Here is a 23499-nt window from a genome sequence, read left to right on the forward strand (position 1 = left end):
CGCGTCGACTCACAGGGCGCTGGACGCTGAGGAGGCGCCGAGGTTGGTGGCGCGGCCGAGCCGCGCCCGCCAACCTTGGCGGCGCGGCCGAGCCGCGCGTCGACACGCGGCGCCATCGCCTCCGACACGGCGGTTCCATGCTGGACCGTGGCCGATGCGAGGCGCCTCGAACACCGTCGCATCGGGCCCGAAGGTCGGCAACACAGCGCCGCCGACCGTGGCGGGCGAGCGCCCCGGCGGCCCTGCGAACCGGACCGAGGGTGACGCCCCCTCTGTCCGCCGGCTGTGCGACCCCCTTTCATCTCCCCTTCTCACAACCCTTGGAAGAAATCGAAGAAAGCGCTGTCACACATCTCGACAACCCCACCGTTCACCCCTGACTCTTCCGATGTCCCTACTGAGCAGTGCGGAAGGTGGCGGCTTCCCCTCCCCACCTTTCCTTCCCTTCGGTACCCGCATCCCCGGAGCTGACATGACTGCATCCCCCGAACCCGGCGACGACCAGATGAGACCGACAGCGGACACCGCGGACGCCGTGGCGGCCTCAGGTGTAGGCGGCCGCCCCGCCGCCTTCGGCCGCAGAGCCCTGCTGGCCGCGGCCGGCGGCGCGGTCGCGGGCACCGCCCTCGGCGCGGGCACCGCCCACGCGGACGCGACCGTCGCGATCAACCCCGGCACGAAGTACGGCACGTGGGAGGGCTGGGGCACCTCGCTCGCCTGGTGGGCCAACGTCTTCGGCGCCCGGGACGACTTCGCCGACCTCTGGTTCACCACCAAGACGACGACGTACAACGGCACGGCCCTGCCAGGCCTCGGCATGAACATCGCCCGCTACAACCTCGGCGCGTCCAGCTGGAACACGGTGGAGGGCTCGACCATGGTCGAGTCCGCGAACATCCCCGCCTTCAAGCAGATAGAGGGCTTCTGGCAGGACTGGAACAACGAGGACCCGACCTCCTCCGCCTGGGACTGGTCGGCGGACGCGAACCAGCGCGCGGCCCTGACGAAGGCCGTGGCGCGCGGCGCGACCACCGAGCTCTTCGCGAACTCCCCCATGTGGTGGATGTGCTCGAACCACAACCCCTCGGGCGCCTCCGGCGGCGGCAACAACCTCCAGACCTGGAACTACCGCCAGCACGCCTCCCACCTCGCGGCGGTGGCCCTCCGCGCGAAGAACAACTGGGGCGTGAACTTCGCGACGGTCGACCCCTTCAACGAGCCGGCCGCGACATGGTGGACGGCGACCGGCACCCAGGAGGGCTGCCACATGGACCCGGCCGTCCAGGCGGCCGTACTCCCGTACATGCGCAGCGAGTTGGACGCGCGTGGCCTGACGTCGGTCCGTATCGCGGCCTCGGACGAGACGAACTACGACACGGCCCGCTCGACCTGGAACTCCTTCGGCTCCTCCACGAAATCCCTGGTCAGCCAGGTGAACGTACACGGCTACCAGGGTGCGAACGGCCGCCGCGACCTCCTCTACACGGACGTGGTCACCACCTCCGGCAAGAAGCTCTGGAACTCGGAGACGGGCGACAGCGACGGCACGGGCTGGACCCTCGCCCGCAACCTCTGTTACGACTTCCGCTGGCTGCACCCCACCGCCTGGGTCTACTGGCAGGTGATGGACCCGACGGCCGGCTGGGCGATGATCGCCTATGACGCGAACACCCTCCAACCCACCACGGTCCAGACCAAGTACTACGTAATGGCGCAATTCAGCCGCCACATCCGCCCCGGCATGACCATCCTCGACGCGGGTTCGAGCTACACGGCGGCGGCATACGACGCGGCGGCCCGCCGCCTGGTGATAGTCGCGATCAACACCTCCACCGCCGCCCAGACCTTCACCTTCAACCTCTCGGGCTTCACCACGGTGACCGGCGGCACAGGCGGCCTGGTCCCCCGTTGGAACACCCACACCTCGGGCGGCAGCGACCGCTACCGCGCGTACTCGGACACATACCTGAGCGGCAAGTCGGTCGCGGTCCCGTTCGCGGCGGGCGCGGTGCAGACGCTGCAGATCGACGGGGTGACGATCTAACGCAGGCTCCGGGCGGGGTGAGGTGCCCTCGCGGGCCGGGGCGCGCGCCGGGGCGCCCCGGATCGAGGTCGGGACCGGGCCGGGGGCGAGCCGAAGCCAAGGGCGCCCCCGGCCTGCGGCCTGCCGCTACCCGCACCTCACCTCGAGCCCCCCTTCGGCAGTACGGTGTCGTCCATGCGCCCCGACACGCCTGCCGAGAACGTCGACCACAACGCCGAAGCGGCACGCCTGGAGCGGACCGCCGACCTCTACCCCGAGGACGCCGAGCACCTCCTCCTCCAGGCCGCCGCCCACCGCGAACTCTCCGGCGACCGCCCCACGGCCACCGCCCTCTACGACCGCCTGCTGTCGTCGTCCGCCCCTCTCGACAACCCCCACCTCGTACGAGCGCTGAAGGCCTCCAACCTCTGGGAGTACGGCCACGAGGCCGAAGCCCGGGCGATCATCGAGGGAGTCCGGGTAGCCGCCCCCCGTGACCCGGCCCCCTGGGTGATCATCGCCGAGGCCCTGGAGTCCCACGACGAACTGGAAGCGGCCCAGGACACCTTCACCGCAGCCGCGATCTTGCTGCTGACAGACGTAACGGAGCCCCCGTACGCGACGCGCGCCCTGCTGTTCGGCCGCCACCGCGTCCGCCGCATGCTCGGCGCGGTCCACGACGACTGGGACGCCCTGGCAGACACCCTCCACTCGTCCTCGGTATCCCTCGACGAACTCCACGACCCGAAGCGGGTGTGGTCCCTCGGCTCGGACAACCCAGCAGAACTCCAGGCCGAAATCTCCCGCCTACGAGCGGAGTTGGGCACATACCGAGAGGCCCTGTCCCGCCCGTTCCCGGTAGCGGTCCTGCACTGGCCGTCCCCCGAGCTGTCGGAACTCGTGGGGGCGTACCCGTCCCTGACCGACGAATACCCCTCCCAAGACCAACACCTCGCGACCATAGAGTCCTCGCTGCGGGAACTGGCCTCCTCGGGCACCCCGAACCTGGGCATCGTGACGGGGACGGTCCCGTCGTACGAGGCGTTCGCGGCGTCGGAGGGCTCGTCCCCGGCGGACGCGGCACTGCTACCGCAGTACGCGACGACGCTGGCGGCGCGGGGGCTGGCGGTGGCTTGGCCGCCGCAGCGGGGGGCGGCCTGTTGGTGTGGGACAGGACAACCGTACGAGGCATGCCACGGCGCGTAGCCCCAGGCAGGCACCGAACCCCCGACCCACTCGCAAGCCGCCAAGCAAACCCGGCGTGCTTGCGAGACGAGCACGCGCCCCACACCCCGGCCAACAACCCAGCCGACCTCACCGCCAGCCCACCTGGGCACCCACCCCTCCGGGCCGCCCGCTCGCTTCTCCCCCGTGCTGGAGCGGCCCGGGTCAAGGGTGGCCCGCAGGGCCATCGCCGCAGGCGACGCGGAGCGCCCTTGACGCGGGCCGCGGAGGCACGACACTGCAAAGAAGCGGGCGGCCCTTCGGCAACCTGGCAACGCTGGTGTCCATCAGCAGTGCAGCCCCAGCTCCCGGGCCCAGTGCAACCGACCTCGCCCCTGTGATGGAATCGAGTGAACTCGGAGTTCAACCGTCCGGACCGAGTCACGATCGTGAGGCACAGCCGCCTTGAGCACGATGAAGCCGTTGTCGCCTGCCGTGTCGGCACGTATGAGCAGGCAAGCCAGCAAGGACACAGCCGCCGAGCTGGCGGTCCGTCGTCTGCTTCATGCCGGCGGGCTGCGTTACCGCGTCGAGTACCCGGTGCCGGGCATGGCCCGACGCCGGATCGACGTGGCCTTCACCTCGGTCAAGCTGGCTGTCCTGATCGACGGCTGCTTCTGGCACGGCTGCCCCGAACACGCGACGCAGCCGAAGTCGAACGCCGAGTGGTGGCGACAGAAGCTCGACCGCAACATGGCTCGCGACGCGGAGACCACCGAGCACCTCGTGGCCGCAGGGTGGGAGGTTCTCCGGTTCTGGGAGCATGAGGCTCCTGAGGCGGTGGCGGAGAGCATCGTAGGGGCGGTGCAACGACGACGTGCGGCCATTGCAAGAAGACGACTCGGGGGGAAGGTTCAGTGAACGGGCTGACGTTCGTCGATGTGTGCTCGGGGGCGGGCGGCTTGGCATTGGGCCTGGAGCAGGCGGGATTCGCGCCTCAGCTCCTCCTGGACGTCGAGCGGTACGCCTGCGACACGCTCAAGGCCAACCGGCCGCAGTGGAACGTGTTGGAGGCTGATCTCCTCGACTTCGATCCAGTGGACCACCCGGAGGTGTACGACGTCGACCTCCTGACGGCCGGCCTCCCCAGGGTGAAATCCAGCGCGACAGTGACGCGCCGATCGTCGGACACCGAGCTCCGCCTCATCGAGGCGACCGCCTATCTGCTCCACGCCGTCCAACCACGTGCGTTGATCATCGAAAACGTGCCCACCCTGGTCGACGAAGAGTCCTTCGCGCCGATACGTGACTTCCTCCACAAAGAATTGGAGCACCTCGGCTACGAACTGACCTGGTTCATCCTGAACGCCTCCGACTTCGGAGTCCCCCAGGACCGCAGACAAGGCGTACTTGTGGCCCTCAAGCAGCAGTGGGCGAGCGCTTTCCGTCCTCCTCGGCCCACCGTCCTCGAGCACATGTCGGTCGGCGAAGCACTCGCGCAGTCGATGCGCTCCCGCGGCTGGCAAGGCGCCGACCAATGGGCGGCCCAGGCGACAAGCGTGGCGCCGACCTTGGTAGGCGGGTCCAAGACACACGGGGGCCCGGACTTCGGCCCCAGCGGAACGAAGGCCAAGTGGCAGCGAATGGGGGTCTACACGAAGTCGTTCGGGAACGAACCTCCCGGTCCCGACTTCGAATGGGATCCGTCGCTCGGAGACGACGGGCTGGTACGGATCACTGTGGACCAGACCGCCCTCCTCCAGGGCTTTCCCGAGGACTGGCACTTCGCCGGTGGCAAGACCGGCCGTTACCGGCAGGTGGGCAACGCCGCACCACCCGCCGTGGGCGAAGCACTGGGCCGAGCGGTGGCCGAGGCATTGCTGGAACCACTACCCTCGAAGGCCGGCTACACTTCCAACCCATGAGTCACATCGAAGGGGAACTCTCCTCACCTGCGCGTTTCCGCATTTTGGACCTATTTGCGGGGCCGGGCGGGCTGGATGTGGCAGCAGATGTTCTCGGGCATCAGATCACCGGCATCGAATGGGACGCGGGAGCATGCGCCACCCGTAGCGTGGCGGGGATGGACACTTTCCGGGGCGATGTTCGGCAGTACCGCGCAGCCTTCTTCCCTCATGCTCAGGTCCTGACCGGTGGGCCCCCTTGTCAGACCTTCACCGTCGCCGGGCACGGGGCGGGCCGCAGGGCGCTGGACCAAGTGGTGCGGTACATCGATCAGTTGCACAAAGTCGTGCGTCGCGAGAACCCGGACTGGATGGAGATCTTCCGAACCTGGCGAAAGATCACGGAGGAACTCCGGCGTAAGGAGATCGAGGCCAAGGAGGTCAGGGCGGCGAAGCGTGAGGTCGAGGAACTCAGGACCACGAAGCGCAAGGCCCTGAGGACCAGGCTGGAACAGCTCGGGCACTCGACGAACGAGGTCAAGAGCCTCCTGAAGCAGCTCAAGACGCCGCAGATCCTCGATTTTTCGGATGCCGAACTCAAGGGCATGCTCAAGGAGTTCAGTGATCTGAGCGAAGAGATCAAGAAGCTGAGGCTCCAACTCGAGGAGTTGGGCGACGAGCGTACCGGCCTGGTCCTGCAACCTCTGTGGTGGGTGATCGAGCGGAGCAGGCGACCCGGTCTGGTTCCCTACGAAGCCGTCGTCCTGGAGCAGGTGCCCGCGGTGATGCCGGTGTGGAAGGAGTACGCCAAGGTACTGGCGTCCCTCGGATACAGGACCGGGAGGCAACTGATGCACACCGAGGAGTTCGGCGTACCGCAGACTCGACGGCGCGCGGTGCTGATGGCCCGTTTCGATCCGACCGCTGCCCCGAACACGCTCGCCACCGACCTCCTCCCCAAAGCGCCCACGACCCACGAGCGCTACCGGCCGGGGGGCCTCTCCGTCCAGTCGCCGAAGACCGGCCACGCGGACACCCTCCCCTTGGGCGATGTGAAGGATTCTTGTGTCTCCATGGAGAATGCCCTGGAGGTGGCGCGAGGCATCAAGACGGATCTGCCGGCACGCCCCGCATTCACCGTCGTCTCGAACTACGGGACCGGCGGGGACCCCGAGGCACGTGGCCGACGCGACCACGACGTCCCCTCAGCCACGATCACCGGGAAGGTGTCCCGCAACCGCCTGGTCCACAAGGGAACCGACGACGACCTCGCCGAGTTCGACCGTTTCACCCATGCCGAAGCAGGGGTGCTCCAGACGTTCCCCGCTCGGTACCCCTGGCAGGGCAACGACGTGCCACAGCAGATCGGCAACGCAGTGCCGCCCAGGCTCGCCCTGCACGTCCTCCGCCATGTGCTAGAACCCGAACTCAGCCCTGACGAGATCAAGGACAGGATGAAGCGGGCCGTCGAAAACCTCCTGGCCTGGAAACGACCCGCCGAACCAGTGGAAATCCGCCGGCACCGTGGTCTGAAGGGTCACCCGCTCACAGGCATGTGACCCCTCCCGCTCAGCCCTGTGGCGTCCGGCCTCTGATTGGGGCCGTCTCGAAAAGATCGGCGAAGTAGCTGGTTAGCGCGGCCACGGACTCCTCCGGGACGGGATCCTCGTCAGGTCCCATCGGGAGTTCGTACCGCCCGACCGGCAGCGCCGATCCCGCCTCCGCGATCCACTCTCGCAATCGGGCGGGGTCTCTGGGCTCGTCCGGAGCGAGGACGTCGTAGACCAGCGTCGCTCCGGCCGCATTGATCGCGGTGCTGAGGCCGTTGATCTCCCGCCCGCCAGTGACCTGTCCGTTCTGCAGGAGTCGCACCAGGGCCTGGGCTGTGGGGCGGTGGTCGATCAGCTCCATCCGGAGAACCGTGTGGATGAGGTCCTGGTTCCCGCAGGCGGCCACGACCGGCTCGTAGTCCGGCCCGTTCCGGAAGAGCTCAGCTGCCCACCAGAGGCGGGAGAAGCACTGACGGTCCGCAGGGCCTCGGAAGCGCTCCGCAGCGATGCGCCTGTCCGGCCTGTTCGCTGTCGCCTCCGAAAGGTGACGCCAAGCGACATACTCGGGGGCCACCGCCAGAGCGAGGTGGTTCCACAGACGCTTGTCCGCCGCCTCCCGCCGCGTCAGGCGAAGCGTGGCATGGAGCCGTGGCGCCAGCCACGCGTCGGCTCGGGTACGGTCCTCCCGAAATTCGAACATGGCGTCTTCCACCAGACTCCGGATCGGTTCGACCGACCACCTGGCGTCGTCTTCGGGCAGCGGCTCGACGACCTTGGCGAGATCGATGCCGCCGTGCACCTGTTCGCTTCTGAGCAGTTCCTCGGTGAGGAACGGATCGACGGCCGAGGTGGCGAGCAGCGCCAAGCGCTCCGGTACGTGGCTCGGTTGGGTGATCACGTCTCGCTCTCCCGGTTCATCTGTTCCAGACTTCGGATGGCATAGGCAAGCGCCTTGGAGGCATCGGCGCGGCGGACCGCCGCGTAGTGGATGCGGGTCTGGAGCTCCACCCAGCCCGATTCGCCCGTGCGTCGGCGATGCACCTGGCGTAGGGCCTCTTCGACATGCACACCAGGAATCACGTCCGGGAGCATCTCCCGCAGAACCTCGCCCTGCCAGTCGGTCGGGAAGACCGGGCCGCCACCGGGTTCCACCTCCAGATCACCGATGGCCCCGTGAAACACCGCGATCCAGACATCGGTGGCCATCTGAGCGACCAGGAGGTCACGCACCTTGCTGTCCACACCGGAGCCACTGCTGTCCAACAGCCCGATGACACCCTCGACATCGGTGTTCACGAACACGGTGGGGACCCGGGCCGAGGTGTCCACTATCCAGGGCGCGTCGGCGTATGCCAGCAGCCACTCCCGGGAACTCCTCTTGAACGAGGCTTTCTGTACGTCCAGTTGGAACCCGCGGACCGGCTCGTCGGAGACCGTGTCGACGACCCAGTTCCGGTCGGTCTCGGCGATCGACCGTCCCTGTACTCCCTCCACCGTGCCGACGGCGTGCACGGAGAGGGAAGCCCGCCCCAAGTGATCGTCGCGGAACACCTCCAGGGAGCCCGACCAGTCGCGGCCGTCCTCGGCGTCACGCGTCAGCGCCGCAGAGGTCCGGACATTGGTTTCGCCGTCCGTCAGTACGGCGAGGACGCACAGGTCGGACCAGGCCGCGTCCGACGCTGTCGCCCCTGGCGGCAGCGTCGCCGAGAGGCCGATCGTGGCGCTCACCCAGTCGGTGTGGCCCGCGATACCGAGTGCGACGGCCTGCTGCTGCGTCGAGTACGCGGTGGTCTCCAGCTGATCGCGGGTGCCATCAGAAAGTTTGAGAGAGACGGAGCTGACTCTGAGAACGACGGGCCGGTTGAGGCGCTTGTACGGGTAGATCTTCACGCGTCACTCCCCCTTGCCGGCGCGGAGTTCGAGGACGAGGCGGGTGAGCGTGGTCCTGACCGGGTGGCTGGTGACGTCGGTGGATCCTCGGAACTTCGCGCGACGTGTGCCGGGCGCGAATCGCAAAATCCCGTCCGCCACCTCACAGCCCTCGACGGCCACCAGCTCTGCCCAGTCCAGCTTCGGACGGCCGCCCGAGCGCACGTCGAGCTGAGCGACCGGCGCCATCGGGACAATCTCGTCCCCGCGCGGGATGCTCACCTCCGCGGTGATCCGCCACTCCCCGTCGTCGCCGACCGTCGCGTCGAGCCCGTCCAGGACTGGAACGACCGGCCCGGAGGGTGCCTTGGCCTTGGGTCTCGTCTTCACGGTCAACGCCTTGCGCAGGGCCTCACCGCCTTCGCGGCTACCGCGCTTCGGACGCGCGACGAGTTCTCTCACCGCGCCGTTGACCTCGGCGGTCAGCGCATTGATCCGCCGGTATGCGGAAGGCGACCAGCGCAGGCTCAGCTCCTCCGTCTGCCCCCAGCGGTCGTGCTCGGGTGGCTCCGCCGCACGCAGGAACTCCTCGGCCTCCTTCGCGAAGGGGGCCGATTCGCCGGCGGCCTCGCCCACCAGGAGAACGGCCTGGAACGGGTTCGTGCCGAGCGGGAGATTGGGGACCCCGGCCGTCTTGACGGTCATGCGGTTGCCCCGTAGCGAATGCACCTGGTTCTTCGCTCCGTCCCGGCTCTCGGCGTCGGTGGCCAGGTCGGTGACCAACAGGACCGCTTGGTGTGTCCCGAGGGTCCCCCGGGCTCCTCCGGACAGCGGCAGCTTCAGCGGAACACTGCGCGCCGCCACCTGGCCGGCTTCGAGGAGCCGGTCCACAGTGGTGCCCTCGTAGTGTGCCCGCAGGGCACGAGTCCGGGCGGGCTGCTCGGCGGACGGGTCCACCTGCTTCTCCGGTACGACCACTTCGCCGTTGCGAAGGGCACGGACGGAGACCTCCAGGAGGGGAAGTCTGGTACCCCCGCCTGTCATCGCGGCCCAGAAGTCGCGCCCCAGCGCCTCAACCAGACGCCGGTGCATCCGGCGGATGTCGCGCGTGTCCTCGGCGCCCTCGTCATCGATGGTCTCGTCGTCGAGATCGGACCCGTTCTCCTCAAGGCTGGCCACGTCGTGCGCGCCGACGATGAGGAAGGAGGTGCCGGGTTCGTCGCTCTCCCGGGCGAGATGCAGACGAGCGACGGTCTCCTCGTCCGCCCACCAGGAACGCGCGACCCTCGCGCCGGGAGAGTCAGGATCCGGGCGCCCGAACCAGGCGGGGCCCGCGTACGGCTCGCCGTCGACCTCGCGCCATGGCAGTTCGAGGCGTCCGATGACCCGTCGCTCCGTACGTCCCTCGTGGGACACGGACAGAGTGGAGTTGATGAGTACGAGCCCCAAGGCGCTTGTGGCCCACAGGGTCGCCTTGCCCAGGCCGTACGAACCGCCCGCACCGTGCCCCGACTTGAGACTTTCCAGTTGCCGCCTGACCACGGCGGCGAACTTGCCGTCCGCGTAGTCGTCTCCGACGAGCCCTGACGCGTTGTAGTCGTCGACCCGCAGCAGGACCAGTCGGCCCTTCTCGTACATGTCGCGCACTCCGGCGTCCACGACCCGGCCGACCTTCTGACTTCCCGCACCCTCCGAGACGGCGGAGTAGTGGGGAAAGAGGTCGTTCCAGAGGATCGCCTCGCGGAAGGTGTCGAGCGTCTCCCCGGTCAGCTCATGCAGGGTGTAGCGGACCCTGACAGGTCGACCGTTCTCGGTGAGGCGTTCGTCGAGACTGTTCTGACAGGTCTCTCGGGCCAGCACCTGCACATCGGCGTCGAAGGCGAAGGCCGCGGCGTTGCCCAGGTCACGACCGCCGTCGGGGTAGCCGGGGCGGTGGTACCAGGTGATCGGCAGACCGGCCTGGGTGTCGGTGGTACGGGTGTGCACCGTGCCGACGTCCGTGCCGAGCGCCTTGGCGATGTCCACCATGACGGTCGGGCGGGGGGTCGATCTCCCTGTGATCCACGCGGAGATGGCCGCCCTGGTCAGGTCGAGCTCCAGGGCCAGTTCGGCCTGTGTCTTCCCCGCGAGCTTGAGCTGACGGGCCAACCAGGGCCCGAACTCCTCACCTGTGTCCACGTGCCACCTGTTCTTCTCCTCGGAGCCGCGTGCGGCTCGCAGGCGACTACCCAGGAGGCTAATTTGACACCGAGAGCACTGTCAACCAAAAGTTGATCGAACTCGTACACCAGGAATCACCTAGACCAGTAGGTCGAGTTGCCCGATTTTGAGACTATTTACGCCGAACTCCACACATGAGGCGAGCAACTCCCCGCTCCCGATAGGGAGTTGAAGTTGCCCCCCATTGACCCCATGCTCGATGTTCGGTAATCTGTGCGGTGGCGGAAAATTTCGCCTCGCTTGCGAACCCGAATTCAAGACGGGAGGATCAGGCGGCCTGGACGGAAGTGTGTCCATATTCGGTATCAAGGGCCAAAAGCCTGTAACCGCAGCTCAAACTCGCACGAGTATCTCCTCGCTAAATTAAGCGCTGTCTACACCAGAGCCACACCTGCTAACCTAATCACGGGGAAACGTTTCACCCAAGATTTTGGACACCTTATTGCCCACGGGGGTCAGTTGTGCCTGGATGGGCACCCCTGTGACGACACGACAGGGGGACCATCATGGACGAACCGTCCTACAACTATGACCTGGACTCGAACCGGGGACGGGGTGCGCTCGAAATGGACATTAGGACAGGAAAGGTGGAGATGAAGTCGGCTGCGGACATTTTGAAGGGCCACCCCTGCGAAAATGAATTTGTCGACATGTTCCCTTGCCTGGCGCACGGGATTCAGGAACCGCCCGACGACAGCACCTCCCCTACGACCTGACCTCCGCCACGCCACGAGAGGTCGGAGACCCCTTCAGGGCACACTGAATCAGCGCCTTCACCAGCACAAACGCTCGAAGGCGTTGATGCGCCACCCCTCCGGCACCAGTCGAACGCTTATGGGCCGGCCGCGCAAAGTCAGCAGCTGGCCCATCACGCGCACTTTCGCCCGAATCCTTGACACCTCAGGAGTGCAGGACCCGTGTCATCTTCATTGTCTCCGGTAATTCAAACCGTCGTCGAGCAGTCTTCCCGTGTCTTGCAAACGTACGCCGTAGACCCCGGTCTCGTGGCTGAGCACGCAAATGGAGAGCGCCGTATCACCCAGGGCGGATACGGTGATCGTCAGCTCTTCGAACTCGTCCAGAACGCGGCCGACGAAATCGCTGACGAGCCCGGCGGGAGAGTTCACGTCGTCCTCACAGAAACCCATCTGTACTGCGCGAACGAAGGAAATCCTGTCACCCCTGAGGGTGCGGAAACTATTCTTCGAATGAGCATGTCGAAGAAGCGCGGAGGACAGATCGGAAGGTTCGGTGTGGGCGTAAAATCTGTCCTCGTCGTGACCGACGCACCAGAATTCTTCAGCAGCACCGGAAGTTTCGGATTCGACCGCGCCTGGTCGTACGAGCAAATCAAGAACGTGCCCGGCGTGGCTGCCAGGAACGGTCCAGAATTCGACGCCCCTGTTCTCCGGATGGCGCGTCCCCTCGACGTGCAGGCCGAGCGTGCTGCCGACCCTGTCCTGCACGAGCTGCTGACCTGGGCAACCACCGTCGTACGCCTGCCCTTGCTGCCGAAGGCGGACCGCCGGCTGGGTCTGGACATGCACGGCGGGCGTGCCAAGGAGCACGGCGAACCCCGCGACGAGTTCCCCGTGGGTTTCCAGCTCTTCTCACCGCACGTGGCGAAGGTCGTGCTTGAAGACCGTCGTCCCCGCCCTGTTGCTCGCCGAATCCTGGCCACGAAGCAGGCCGGTGACCTGCACACCGTGATCGAGGAAAGGACCGGGAAAACCGCCACCACCATCCGCTGGCGCGTGTTCACCACCACGCACACGCCCGGTCCTGCGGCCCGCGCGGACGCCGGCGAACTCCATGACCGCGTCTCCCTCGACCTCTCCTGGGGTGTTCCCGCCCTGGAGAAAGACCCGGCCTCCGGCCTCTACGTCAACTCGCGGACCCGTGGACGCGGTAGGTTCTGGTCCTTCTTCCCGACCAAGTACGAGATGTCGTTGAGCGGCATCCTCAACGGAGCGTGGAAGACCAACGAAGACCGGCAGAACCTGCTCGACTCCTCCCCCTTCAACCAGGAGATGATCAGGGCCTCGGCGGCGTTGGTCGTCGACTCGCTTCCCGCTCTGTCGCCCGCAGAGGACCCGGCCGCCTACCTCCCCTTGCTTCCCGGGCGAGTCAAGGAGGCGATCAGCTGGGCCGACGAGTTCCTGACCCGGGAAGTCTGGGCCCGCGCCGCGACCCGTCCGTCGCTGCCCGACCAGGACGGTGTGCTGCGCGCCCCCGCCGAACTGCGCGTCCACCCCCGGTTCGACAAGAAGGACCTGAAGAGGTTGGCCGGGTGGCTGCGGATGTGGCACGAGTGCCCCGGTCGCCCCTCGAACTGGCTGCACCCGAGCGTCGAAGCCGATTCCCTGCGCTCGGGAAAGGTCGAGCACATCCTCGACGCGGCCAGGCACGAGCGGGCGAATGTTCGCGCATGGCTGGAGGCCCTGGTCGGGAGCGGTACCGCCGAGGCCTCGGCCGTGGCGGTCCGGATCCTCGCAGACATGATCGAGGTTGGCTCACCCTTCGTGGAGGAGGCCCGCAAGGCACGCATCGTGCTCACCGAGGAGCACGGACTCGTCTCCCCCGTGCGCGGCCGGGTGTTCCGCCGTGCGGACCAGGGTGGGCTGCGTGAGTCCCTCGTCTACGTGGACGACGCACTCGCCCAGGACCCGTCGTTGGCCCATGCGCTCAACGTCCTCGGCATCCGCGAGGCGGACGTCGAGGGGCGCTTCGTCAGCGTCCTCGACCAGGGCTTCGACGGCTACCGGGACGCCGAGTGGCAGCGATTCTGGGAACTGTTCCGTAAGGCCGGGATCCGCCAGTTGACGCACAAGGTGTTGGAGCGGGTTGCAACGCCCGCCTCCACGCTGCGCGTGCGGACCGCCGACGGAAAGTTCCAGCCGATCCAGGACTGCATGCTTCCGGGCAGGGTGGTCGACGCGCAGCGTGACCCGACCGTCGCCGTCGACATGGCGTTCCACTCCGACGACGTCGCCTTCTTCGCCCAGGTCGGTCTACGGGACCGGCCCACCACCGGAGTGCGCCCGATAGAGGGCGAGGCCTGGTTCGAGGAGTACAGGGAAGCCATGCATTCTGCCTATCTGCGCACTTTGGACAGCCACGCGCAGCGCCCTGCCCTGAGCCGAATGAGGGTCGAGGGAGCCGCCATCGGGGGCCCGCTCCACCTGTTCCGCGTGCTCTCCGAAGAGTCCCGGGCCGCCTTCCTCAAGGCACTTCCCGACGACGCCGTGGTGGACAACTGGACCCGTCAGATCGGTGCGCAGGGCAGCACCCGACAGGCTGTGCCGTCCCCTATCCGCTGGATGTTGTGGAATTACGGCACGATCGCCAGCTCCCAGGGAATCAAACCGCTGAAGGAAGCCGTCGGCCCCCAGCTCACCGCCTATCGCGATGTGCTGCCGGTCGCCGACCTGTCGGCCGAGAAGGCCCGCAAACTGCGGCTTCCGTCCACCGTCGACGAGGTTCCTGCAGACCGTTGGGACGCGCTCGTCGACGAGGTGTCCCGGAGCGAGGACGACTCCTTCGTGGGCGCCACCTACGTGATGCTGACCCGGTTCGGCGCGGACTTCCCCGAGGACGCTCTCACCCGCTGCCGTATCGGCGACAGTTGGGGAACCCGTCCCGACGACGAGATCACGCTCGCCGTCGGAGCCGCCGAGTATCAGGTACTCCGCGCCGAGCAGCTCCCCGCGCTGCTTGTGCCGACTGTCGGGGACGCCGAGCTGATGGTCAAGAAGTGGGGCATGCACCGCTACGCCGACGTGATCAGTCTGGAGACCCGTGAGGTGGTCGAGGGCGATCCGGTGCCACTTGTCGAGCTGTATCCCGGCCTGCGCCGACACCTCAACAGCTCCAACCGGAACAGCGCGGTGCAGCGGTGCACCGAGCTGGAGGAGGTCACTCGCACGCCCAACGGCACCCAGGCCACAGCCCTGGACGCCGTCCGTCAGGACGGCACCGTCAAGGTCCGTGTCCCGCTGGAGCCCGAACCGATGCTCCGCCTGATCGACCGCGAACTCGGGTTGGGCCTGGGCGCCTCCGGCTGCCGGGCGGTGCTCGAACACCAGGACCGCATGGCTCGGGACAGTGCGACGCAGGCAGCCCGAAAGGCCGTTCGCGACACCGCGGACGTGGTCACCAAGATCGAGCTGTTGGTCGGGGCGGAGGCGCTCCGAATCGGCCTCCCCGAAGGGCTGATGGAGGCAGAACTACAGGCGGCCGACGGCGTCCAACCATCGGGGCGGCGGATCGCGCAGATGGCTTTCAACGCCCACGGCGACGGTGTCCTCCATCAACACGCCCGCGACATCCAGGCGCGGTTCCCCGACGCCCCCGTCTCCTACACCGGCTCCTCGTCCGCCGTCGCCTTCGTGTCGGACCTGAAACTGCCGCTGTCCTTCGCGGGCTCGCGGACGCCGCCCCGGCCGGCGTTCGAGATTGTCGAGGGTCCTCGGGACTTCCCGAGCCTCCACGCGTACCAGGAGGATCTGGTCCGCAACATCACCACCATGCTCGACCGCCTCGCTCCCCAGCGCGGCATGCTGTCGCTGCCGACCGGCGCGGGCAAGACCCGGATCACCGCCGAGGCTGTGATCCGCTGGGTCAAGCGCGTCGGTGACCTTGACGGACCACTGCTGTGGATCGCGCAGAGCGACGAACTGTGCGAACAAGCCGTACAAAGCTGGAAGTTCGTCTGGAGCAAGGTCGGCGCGGAGCGCCCTCTGACCATCAGCCGGCTCTGGAGCGGTAACGAGGTCGGGAACGTCGTCGACCATCCCCACCTGGTGGTCGCCACCGACGCCAAACTGGAGCGCTGTCTGGACACCGAACCGTACACATGGCTGCGCCAGGCCGCGCTGGTGATCGTGGATGAGGCCCACACCGCGATCTCCAAGCGGTACACCGAGATCCTGCGGCAGTTGGGGCTCACCCAGTACGAGACCGGTCGGCACCTGCTCGGCCTGACGGCCACGCCCTTCCGCAACACCAACGAGGAGGAGACTCGCCGCTTGGTCGGGCGCTTCGGGAACCGTCGGCTCGACGAGGGTGTCTTCCCGTCCGGTGATCCGTACCGGGACCTCCAGGAGTGGGGGATGCTCGCGCAGGTGGAGCACCACACCCTGGAAGGCGGTCGGATCGAACTGACGCGTGACGAGAAGGCGCAGGCCGAACGGATGGCGATGCTGTCCCGTGCCGCCGAGCAACGGCTCGCCGACGACCACGCGCGCAGCAGGCGCATCGTCGACTCGGTGGCCGACCTGCCTGACAACTGGCCGACGCTGATCTTCGCCACCTCCGTCGACCATGCCAAGTACCTGTCAGCCATGCTCAACGACCGGGGAATCCGGTCCGCAGCCGTGGACGCGACGACCAGCGACCAGGACCGTAAATCGCGCGTCGAGAAGTTCCGCGACGGACGCATCCGGGTGCTCACCAACTACGGCGTGCTCGCCCAGGGATTCGACGCTCCGGCCACCCGTGCCGTGGTCGTGGCCCGACCCGTCTACAGCACCAACGTCTACCAACAGATGATCGGTCGCGGTCTGCGCGGTCCACTCAACGGTGGCAAGGACACCTGCCTGATCCTGAACGTCAGCGACAACATCGCCAACTTCGACACCCGACTCGCCTTCACCCAGTTCGAGCACCTGTGGAGCAGAAAGTGACCGATGCCTACCTCGACAGCCCACCGCTCACCGATGAGCAGCGGGCCGTGGTCGAGCAGCCCTGGGACGCGCGCGTCCTGGTCACCGCGGGCGCCGGGGCGGGAAAGACACACACGTTGGTGCGTCGGCTCGACGCGCTGTGCGGTCACGAGGACCCCGAGGAGGCGTTGGAGGCCGCAGAGATCCTGGTGCTCACCTTCTCCCGGGCCGCCGCCCGCGAGTTGCGCGAGCGCATCGCCCGGCACGGGGAGCGGGCCCGCCGGGTGCGTGCCCAGACCTTCGACGCCTGGGCGTACCAGGTGCTCCATCAGGCGCACCCGGACGGCGAGTGGGGTGCGGTCGGCTTCGACGAGCGGATCAGCGCCGCGACCCGCGCGGTCGAGGAGGGGGCACTGGAGGCCGGCGATGCCGTCCCGCCCGCTCATGTCGTGATCGACGAGGTACAGGATCTGGTGGGCGGGCGTCGAGAGCTGGTGGAGACGCTGCTCGACCGGTACCAGGAGAGCTGCGGCTTCACCGTCGTCGGCGACGCCGCCCAGTCCGTCTACGGCTTCCAGATCGAGGACCCGGCCGAACGTGCCGACGAGACCGGGCGGTTCTTCGACTGGCTGCGCGGCTCGTACCCCGACGAACTCGTGGAACTGCACCTCACGCGGAACTTCCGAGCCATCACCCCAGAGGCCCGGATCGCGTTGGCGCACGGTCCCCGGCTCCAGCAGGTCACCGACGCGGACGAGGCGGCGACGCTCTACGACGAACTGCGCGAACTGCTCCTGGATCCGGCGAACGGCATGGGTGACCTCACTGATCCGTTCACCTTGGACGGGTTGCGGACCTTTCCCGACACCTGTGCGATCCTCGCCCGCGACAACCGCCAGGCCCTAATGGTCTCCGGCCTGCTCCACGAGCACGGCGTCGAGCACCGGCTGCGGCGCCCCCTCGAAGAGCGGCCGGTGCCGTACTGGGTGGCCGAGCTGTTGCGCCGCACCGAGGCGACCGGCCTCACCGAGGACCGGTTCCGCTCGCTGCTCGCGGAGATCCCTCTGCCGTACGAGCCGAACGTGACCGGCCTGTGGACGGTGCTGCGCCGGACCGCGCGCTCGGCCGGACGCGGTGTGCTCGATCTGGAGCGGCTGCGCCGCTCGGTCGTCGACAGCAGGTTCCCCGACGAGGCGGCTGACCCGGAGACCGCGCGCATCGTCGTCTCCACCGTGCACCGGGCCAAGGGCCTCGAGTTCGACCGGGTGATCGTTCTGACCCCACCGACCGTCGCAGAACTGCACAAACAGCACAAGGACGAGTTGGACCTCCCTGCCGAGGCCCGGGCCTTGTACGTGGCGATGACTCGCGCCCGCGAGGACCTGTACCACGCGCGGTCCCCCGAGTTGCCGATCCTCAAGAGAGCGGGCGGCCGAAAGAACGGCCGTCGCTACGTCGGCGGATGGCGGTCGTACGACAGATACGGCGTCGTGACCGAGGCGGGGGACGTCTGCCGGGACAACCCGCCCGGCCACGAGACCGACGCCGTGGCGACCCAGGCCTACCTCTTGGCGCGGGTCGACCCCGGACAGGAAGTCGCGCTGCGCAAGCGCCACGATCTGCCGATGGGCGAGTACCAGAGCCCGCCGTACGCTCTGGTGCACGACGGCCGGGAGATCGGTGAGGCGTCGGAGCGGTTCCGGGAGGAGCTGTTCCAGGTGCAGAAGGTGAACAGCACGTGGGACCCCTGGTGGCCCGACGAGATCCACGGCGCGCGGGTCGACACCCTGGAGACGGTGACGGGCAGCACCGCCGCCGGCGCCAACGCCGGTCTCGGTGACCGTGGGGCGTGGATCGTCCCCCGGATCACCGGCATCGGAAGGTATCGACGGGCCGACGACGAGGAGAAGCGCGCATGACACAGGTGTCAGACCGGCACTCCGAGCACTATCGGGTCCGGGACGAGGAACTGCTGACGGGACTCCGCCGCGAGCTTCTCGGTCCCGCTGCGGACGCCGCGCCGGAGGACCGGGACGAGGTCCTCACCGAGGACGCTCCGATCGACCGCTATCTGACCGGTGTCCTCTACCCGCGATCCGCCAACCCCACCGCGGAGCGGCGGATCCGTGAGGACGAGGCCGAACACGACGGCCTGGACATCGCTCCGCTGCGCACGGGTGACAGCGTCGAGGAGTCGGGTACCGCTCAGGAGGTGGGCGCCGCGGGCTCCCGCCGTCCCTCGTCCATGGGTCTCACCTTCGCGATCGACCCAGCCATAAGCGACTCGATCGTGGTCTCGGCGCGCGCGGCCGTCTACGAACCCACCGATCCGGACGGCCAGCCGATCCCGGCCCGGCGGGCCGAGGCTCGCACCACCTCCGAACAGCGGGAACGGTGGCAACGCAAGGAACTCCTCCTTCCGGACACCCCCGTCGAAGTGACCACTCCTGCTCCCGACTTGAGATTCGACCTCGGTGCGGGGGCCGCCCTGCGCGTCAACGTCCGGCGTCCCCACCCGACGACCGGCACGGTCACGATCACGGTCACGGTCGTCAACACCCACCAGGTCGGCGAGCGCGAACTCCAGGACGTGTTCTCCCTGTTCCAGTGCGGTCTCACCATTCGCGCGGTCGACGGGTCCGCCGCCTTCGTCGAGCGCGCCGCCCCGACTTCCTCCCATGACGACGATGTCGCCACCAGCAGGCTGCTGCATCGCCACGCCCCGACCTTCGCCGTCGGCCACGGCTGCGCCGCCGAATGGGACTGGACTCCGCCCCCGATCGGCATGACCGACGCCCGAAGGGCCGCCGTCGCCGAGGTGCGGAGCGAGTTCGTACCCACCGTGGAGGTGCTGCTCACCGACTCCAATCCGGAGATCGACAGCTCGGCGCTGTCCATGCTGGGGCTGGCGGAGAAGTCCGACATCGAGGTGCTGGCCGCTCTGGAGGATCTCGCCACCGGGTACGAGCGCTGGGTCGACCGCAAGGCGGCGGAAGCGGAGGCATTGACGGGCGACACCCACGCGAAGCCCGCGCGGGAGCAGGTGAAGGCCTGTCGTGAGGCACTCGACCGGATCCGCGAGGGCATCGAGCTGCTGCGGACCAAGCCCGATCTGATGAGTGCGTTCCGCCTCGCCAACCGCGCCATGGCTGACCAGCGCGCCCGCAGCGCCTGGGTGAAGAACGGACGCGTCGGGGCCCCCGCCCCGGCCGCCGGTCGCTGGCGCCCCTTCCAGATCGCGTTCGTGCTGCTCTGCCTGGCCGGCATCGACGACCCCGACCACCACGACCGGAAGACCTCCGATCTGCTGTGGTTCCCCACGGGTGGTGGCAAGACGGAGGCCTACCTCGGGCTCATCGCCCTCACGTCGTTCCTGCGTCGTATCCGCAAGGGCGCCGACGGCGGTGGTGTCACCGTCCTCATGCGCTACACGCTGCGGCTGCTCACCCTCCAGCAGTTCGAGCGCGCGGCGATCCTGCTCTGTGCCATGGAAAACATGCGGCGCCACACACCCGAGTTGGGACACGAGGAGTTCTCCATCGGCATGTGGGTGGGACGCTCGGCCACCCCCAACACGCTGGCCGTGGCCGGCCAGAAGCTGGACGAGCTGCGCAGGAGCCTCGACAAGCGCCTGGCCACCGAGAACCCCGTCCAGCTGCACGCCTGCCCCTGGTGCGGGACCCGCCTCGACGCCCGGAACTACGAGGCCGACGAGGACGCCAGGCGGATGCACGTCCGATGTCCCGGCACGGACTGCGAGTTCGCCGACGGCCTGCCCGTCCACCTGATCGACGAGGCGGTGTACGACGCGCGGCCGACACTGGTGATCGCCACCGTCGACAAGTTCGCGTCGATGCCGTGGCGTCCGGCGACCTCGGCGCTCTTCAACCTTGATGACCTGGATGAGGGCACTCCACCCCCGGAGCTGATCATTCAGGACGAACTGCACCTGATCTCCGGCCCGTTGGGCACCCTGACCGGCCTCTACGAGACCGCTGTGGACGCGCTCGCGAACCGACCCAAGGTGATCGCCTCCACGGCGACCATCCGTCGCGCCGCCGACCAGGGCCGCCACCTCTTCGCGCGCGGCGTTCGGCAGTTCCCGCCCGCCGGCCTGGACGCCCGCGACTCGTGGTTCGCCGTGGAGACACCGCGTGAGGAGAAGGCGAGCAGGCGTTACGTCGGCCTCCTTGCACCCGGCACCAGTCAGTCCACCCTCCTGATCCGCACGTACGCCACCCTGCTGCACCGGGCCAAGCACGCAAAGACCGCCGACAAGGTGCGCGACGCGTACTGGAGTCTCGTCGGCTACTTCAACAGCCTCCGGCTGCTCTCCGCGGCCGAACTCCAGGTCCACGACGACGTGGTGGCCTATCTGGACCTGCTCGCCGGCCGCGAGGGGGTGACGGCCCGCTCGGTCGCCAACTACTCGGAGCTGACCAGTCGTGTCGACGCCAGCGAGATCCCGACCCGCCTCAAGGGCATCGAGAGGAGGCTCCCCGACGAGGACACGGTGGACGTCCTCCTGGCCACCAACATGATCGCGGTGGGTGTGGACGTGGACCGCCTCGGCCTCATGGCCGTGATGGGCCAGCCACAGACGACCGCCGAGTACATCCAGGCGACGAGCCGTGTCGGCCGCGCGCACCCCGGCCTGGTCACGGTCATGCTCAACTCGACCCGATCTCGGGACCGCTCCCACTACGAGAGCTTCCAGCACTTCCACTCGGCCCTCTACCGTGAGGTCGAGTCCACCTCCGTGACACCGTTCTCCACCCGAGCCCGCGAACGGGGCCTGCACGCGGTGATCGTCGCTCTCGCCCGCATCCTGATCCCGGCCGCCCGGCCCAACGAGGGCGCAGGCAAGGTCGAGTCCTACGAACACGTTCTCCGGGGCCGTATCAGGGCTGTGCTCCTAGAGCGTGTGGAAGCGGTCTCCCCTGAGGAGGTCGGGGCCACTTCCCATGCCTTCGACGAGTTTGTCGAGTGGTGGTGCGACGAGGCCGACATCCACAGTGGCCTGCTCTTCGAACCTCTCAGGGGCAGCCGGGCACCTTCACTCCTGAAGGCGTACGACGACGAGTCCGAGGACGCCGGGGCGCGGGCCACTCTGTGGAGCCTGCGCGACGTCGACGCCGAGTCCGCTCTGTTCATGGAGGCAACCCGATGACCCCACCCCCCGCACGCCGCCGCCGGACAGGTGCGAAGGGTTCCACACCCGCCCACAACTTTCCGCGGCGCGGTGCCGTCCGCCGCGCCCAGGCGATCACCACGTACGGCATCGGATCGCTCATCGCCGTCGACGCCGAGTCCTTCGTCGTCTCCGGCCTGGACGAGGCCGACCAGAGTTGGAGCGTCGACGAATCCCCGCGGATCCACGAGCGGCGCCTGGCCCGCCTGCTCGAGGTCGACTACTTCCGGCTGCCGCCAGCATCCGACGACACCAGCAAGGACGGCCTCAGGGTTCGACGCTTCCCCTTGATGTACTCCTGCCCCGAGTGCACCGACCTGCAGCGACACCGCGATTTCAACCCGCCGGCCGGTCGCAGCGTCTGCGGCACGTGTGAGGTCGACCTCGTCCCCTCCCGTTTCGTCGTCGCCTGCGAGGCCGGGCACCTCGGCGAGTTCCCGTACTGGCAGTGGGTGCACCGTTCCACCGACCGCGGTGCCGCGACGGCCGGACAGTGCGGGGGAAGGCTCAAACTGCGCACGTCCGGGCGTACGTCCTCCCTCCGCTCGATCCTCGTCTCATGTACCTGTGGAAGGGCTCCCGAGGTCTCGATGGAAGGCTCCTTCCGTAGGAACGCGCTCAAGGACCTGGGCCTCAAGTGCCGCGGCCCCCGCCCGTGGCTCGGCACGTCCGCCCCCGCTCAGGAGTGCGGGCTCTCCCTACGCACGCTCCAGCGCGGTTCTTCGGCTGTGTGGCAGCCGGTGCTGAAGTCCGCTCTCTCCATTCCGCCGTGGAGCGACGGTCGCGCGGATCCGCTCGCCGAGCACTGGGAAAGACTGAGGAAATACGACGACCGAGTAGCCGTCGCCGCTCATCTCGATGCCGTCTTCGAAGAGGGATGTCCAGTTTCTCTGGACGAGGTGATGGCGTTGCTCGACGCGGAGCGCGAGGAGGACTCCGACGGCGCGGCGGGCCCCACTTTCGACCACCGCTACCGCGCCCTGCGCAACAAGGAGTACGAGCGTCTCCGCTCGGGCAACGACGAGAGCGAGCACTCCTACAAGGAACAGTTCGTCTGCGAGACCCCGCTGGGCGACGAAAACGTACTCGGTCCGCTCGGCGTCACCGGTCCGATGCTGGTCAAGAAACTCCGCGAGGTACGAGCCCTCAAAGCGTTCACCCGGCTCGCCGACCCCGACTCGACGACCGAGTCGAAGGAGATGCCTCTCTGGGACTCCAACTCCCCCTTGCGCTGGCTCCCGGCCATGGAGGTACGCGGCGAGGGGGTCTTCCTCCGCCTGGACGAGGACCGACTGGGAACCTGGGAGAAGGCCGCGACGGTGGCCGCGCGGGTCGAGCGGATGCGCACCGCTCACCAGCGGGTGCTGGAGCAGCGGGCCGGAGACCCGAGCCGTGTCGTCCCCTCTCCGGCCACCCCTCGCATGGTGCTTTTGCACACCCTGGCCCACGTCCTCATCAACGAGTGGAGTCTGGACGCGGGCTACCCGGCCGCCTCCCTGCGCGAGCGCCTGTACGCCGCCGACGACATGGCAGGAGTGCTCGTCTACACCGCGACGAGCGACTCGGCGGGCAGCCTCGGCGGCCTCGTCGCCCAGGGCGAGCCGGAGCGTCTCGACCATGCGATCCGTTCGGCCGTCCACCGTGCCGAGTGGTGCTCCTCCGACCCGCTCTGTGTCGAATCCGAGGCGTCCGGCACGGGCGGCACCAATCTCGCCGCGTGCCACGCCTGCGTGATGCTCCCCGAGACGAGCTGCGAGCAGAACAACATCCTGCTCGACCGCGCGCTGCTCGTCGGCACACCGGACGATCCCGGTCTGGGCTTCTTCGCGCACCTTTTGAACCAGTGATATCGGACCATCACAAGGACACCGACACAGATCTGCGTCTTGCACTGCGGTCGTCGGCAGCGGGGCGT

13 protein-coding genes are annotated in these 23499 nt (G+C 68.0%); 10 read left to right on the forward strand and 3 right to left on the reverse strand.

Annotated features, from left to right (window positions below):
- The first annotated feature begins 472 nt into the window (after positions 1–472).
- The 5 genes from I8N67_RS26895 to I8N67_RS26915 all read left to right on the forward strand — a co-directional run bounded on the left by I8N67_RS26895 (position 473) and on the right by I8N67_RS26915 (position 6650).
- On the forward strand, positions 473–2044 hold the full coding sequence (locus tag I8N67_RS26895) for a glycoside hydrolase (protein WP_234046341.1): 1572 nt from the start codon (positions 473–475) through the stop codon (positions 2042–2044).
- A 174-nt stretch (positions 2045–2218) separates the two neighbouring features.
- Positions 2219–3229 (forward strand): SEC-C domain-containing protein, encoded by a 1011-nt coding sequence (locus I8N67_RS26900; protein ID WP_200306409.1) that lies wholly within the window; start codon positions 2219–2221, stop codon positions 3227–3229.
- Between the two features lie 465 nt (positions 3230–3694).
- Positions 3695–4108 carry a very short patch repair endonuclease gene (locus I8N67_RS26905; protein WP_200306448.1) on the forward strand — a complete coding sequence of 138 codons (414 nt, stop codon included), beginning with the start codon at positions 3695–3697 and terminating at the stop codon, positions 4106–4108.
- A complete protein-coding gene (locus I8N67_RS26910) occupies positions 4105–5112 on the forward strand; it encodes a DNA cytosine methyltransferase (RefSeq protein WP_200306411.1) in 1008 nt (335 codons plus the stop codon). The genes I8N67_RS26905 and I8N67_RS26910 overlap by 4 nt, the downstream gene beginning before the upstream one ends.
- The gene (locus tag I8N67_RS26915) at positions 5109–6650 is read left to right on the forward strand and encodes a DNA cytosine methyltransferase (protein ID WP_200306413.1); all 1542 of its coding nucleotides are present in this window, start codon (positions 5109–5111) and stop codon (positions 6648–6650) included. The genes I8N67_RS26910 and I8N67_RS26915 overlap by 4 nt, the downstream gene beginning before the upstream one ends.
- A 10-nt stretch (positions 6651–6660) precedes the next feature.
- Here the strand turns inward: I8N67_RS26915 and I8N67_RS26920 are convergent, their stop codons facing one another.
- The 3 genes from I8N67_RS26920 to I8N67_RS26930 are packed head-to-tail and all read right to left on the reverse strand — an operon-like array spanning position 6661 to position 10730.
- Positions 6661–7539: a DUF6339 family protein gene (locus I8N67_RS26920; protein ID WP_200306415.1), complete on the reverse strand. Its 879-nt coding sequence runs from the start codon at positions 7537–7539 to the stop codon at positions 6661–6663.
- Positions 7536–8531 carry a hypothetical protein gene (locus I8N67_RS26925; protein ID WP_200306416.1) on the reverse strand — a complete coding sequence of 332 codons (996 nt, stop codon included), beginning with the start codon at positions 8529–8531 and terminating at the stop codon, positions 7536–7538. Before I8N67_RS26925 ends, I8N67_RS26920 begins: the two co-directional genes overlap by 4 nt.
- A 3-nt stretch (positions 8532–8534) precedes the next feature.
- Positions 8535–10730, reverse strand: a complete 2196-nt coding sequence (locus I8N67_RS26930) for a helix-turn-helix transcriptional regulator (protein WP_200306450.1) — start codon at positions 10728–10730, stop codon at positions 8535–8537.
- A 506-nt stretch (positions 10731–11236) separates the two neighbouring features.
- On the opposite strand from I8N67_RS26930, the gene I8N67_RS26935 reads away from it, so the two are divergent.
- The 5 genes from I8N67_RS26935 to drmB all read left to right on the forward strand — a co-directional run bounded on the left by I8N67_RS26935 (position 11237) and on the right by drmB (position 23431).
- Positions 11237–11446, forward strand: coding sequence for a hypothetical protein (locus I8N67_RS26935; protein ID WP_200306417.1), 210 nt, complete (start codon positions 11237–11239; stop codon positions 11444–11446).
- A gap of 201 nt (positions 11447–11647) precedes the next feature.
- On the forward strand, positions 11648–16414 hold the full coding sequence (locus I8N67_RS26940; RefSeq protein ID WP_200306418.1) for a DEAD/DEAH box helicase: 4767 nt from the start codon (positions 11648–11650) through the stop codon (positions 16412–16414).
- The gene (locus tag I8N67_RS26945; RefSeq protein WP_200306419.1) at positions 16411–18312 is read left to right on the forward strand and encodes a UvrD-helicase domain-containing protein; all 1902 of its coding nucleotides are present in this window, start codon (positions 16411–16413) and stop codon (positions 18310–18312) included. The genes I8N67_RS26940 and I8N67_RS26945 overlap by 4 nt, the downstream gene beginning before the upstream one ends.
- The gene (locus I8N67_RS26950; protein WP_200306420.1) at positions 18309–21563 is read left to right on the forward strand and encodes a helicase-related protein; all 3255 of its coding nucleotides are present in this window, start codon (positions 18309–18311) and stop codon (positions 21561–21563) included. Before I8N67_RS26945 ends, I8N67_RS26950 begins: the two co-directional genes overlap by 4 nt.
- Positions 21560–23431 carry an MrfA Zn-binding domain-containing protein gene (gene drmB / locus I8N67_RS26955; protein ID WP_200306421.1) on the forward strand — a complete coding sequence of 624 codons (1872 nt, stop codon included), beginning with the start codon at positions 21560–21562 and terminating at the stop codon, positions 23429–23431. Before I8N67_RS26950 ends, drmB begins: the two co-directional genes overlap by 4 nt.
- Positions 23432–23499: the final 68 nt, after the last annotated feature.

It is taken from the genome of Streptomyces adelaidensis, from assembly GCF_016598475.1.
GTDB lineage: Bacteria > Actinomycetota > Actinomycetes > Streptomycetales > Streptomycetaceae > Streptomyces > Streptomyces adelaidensis.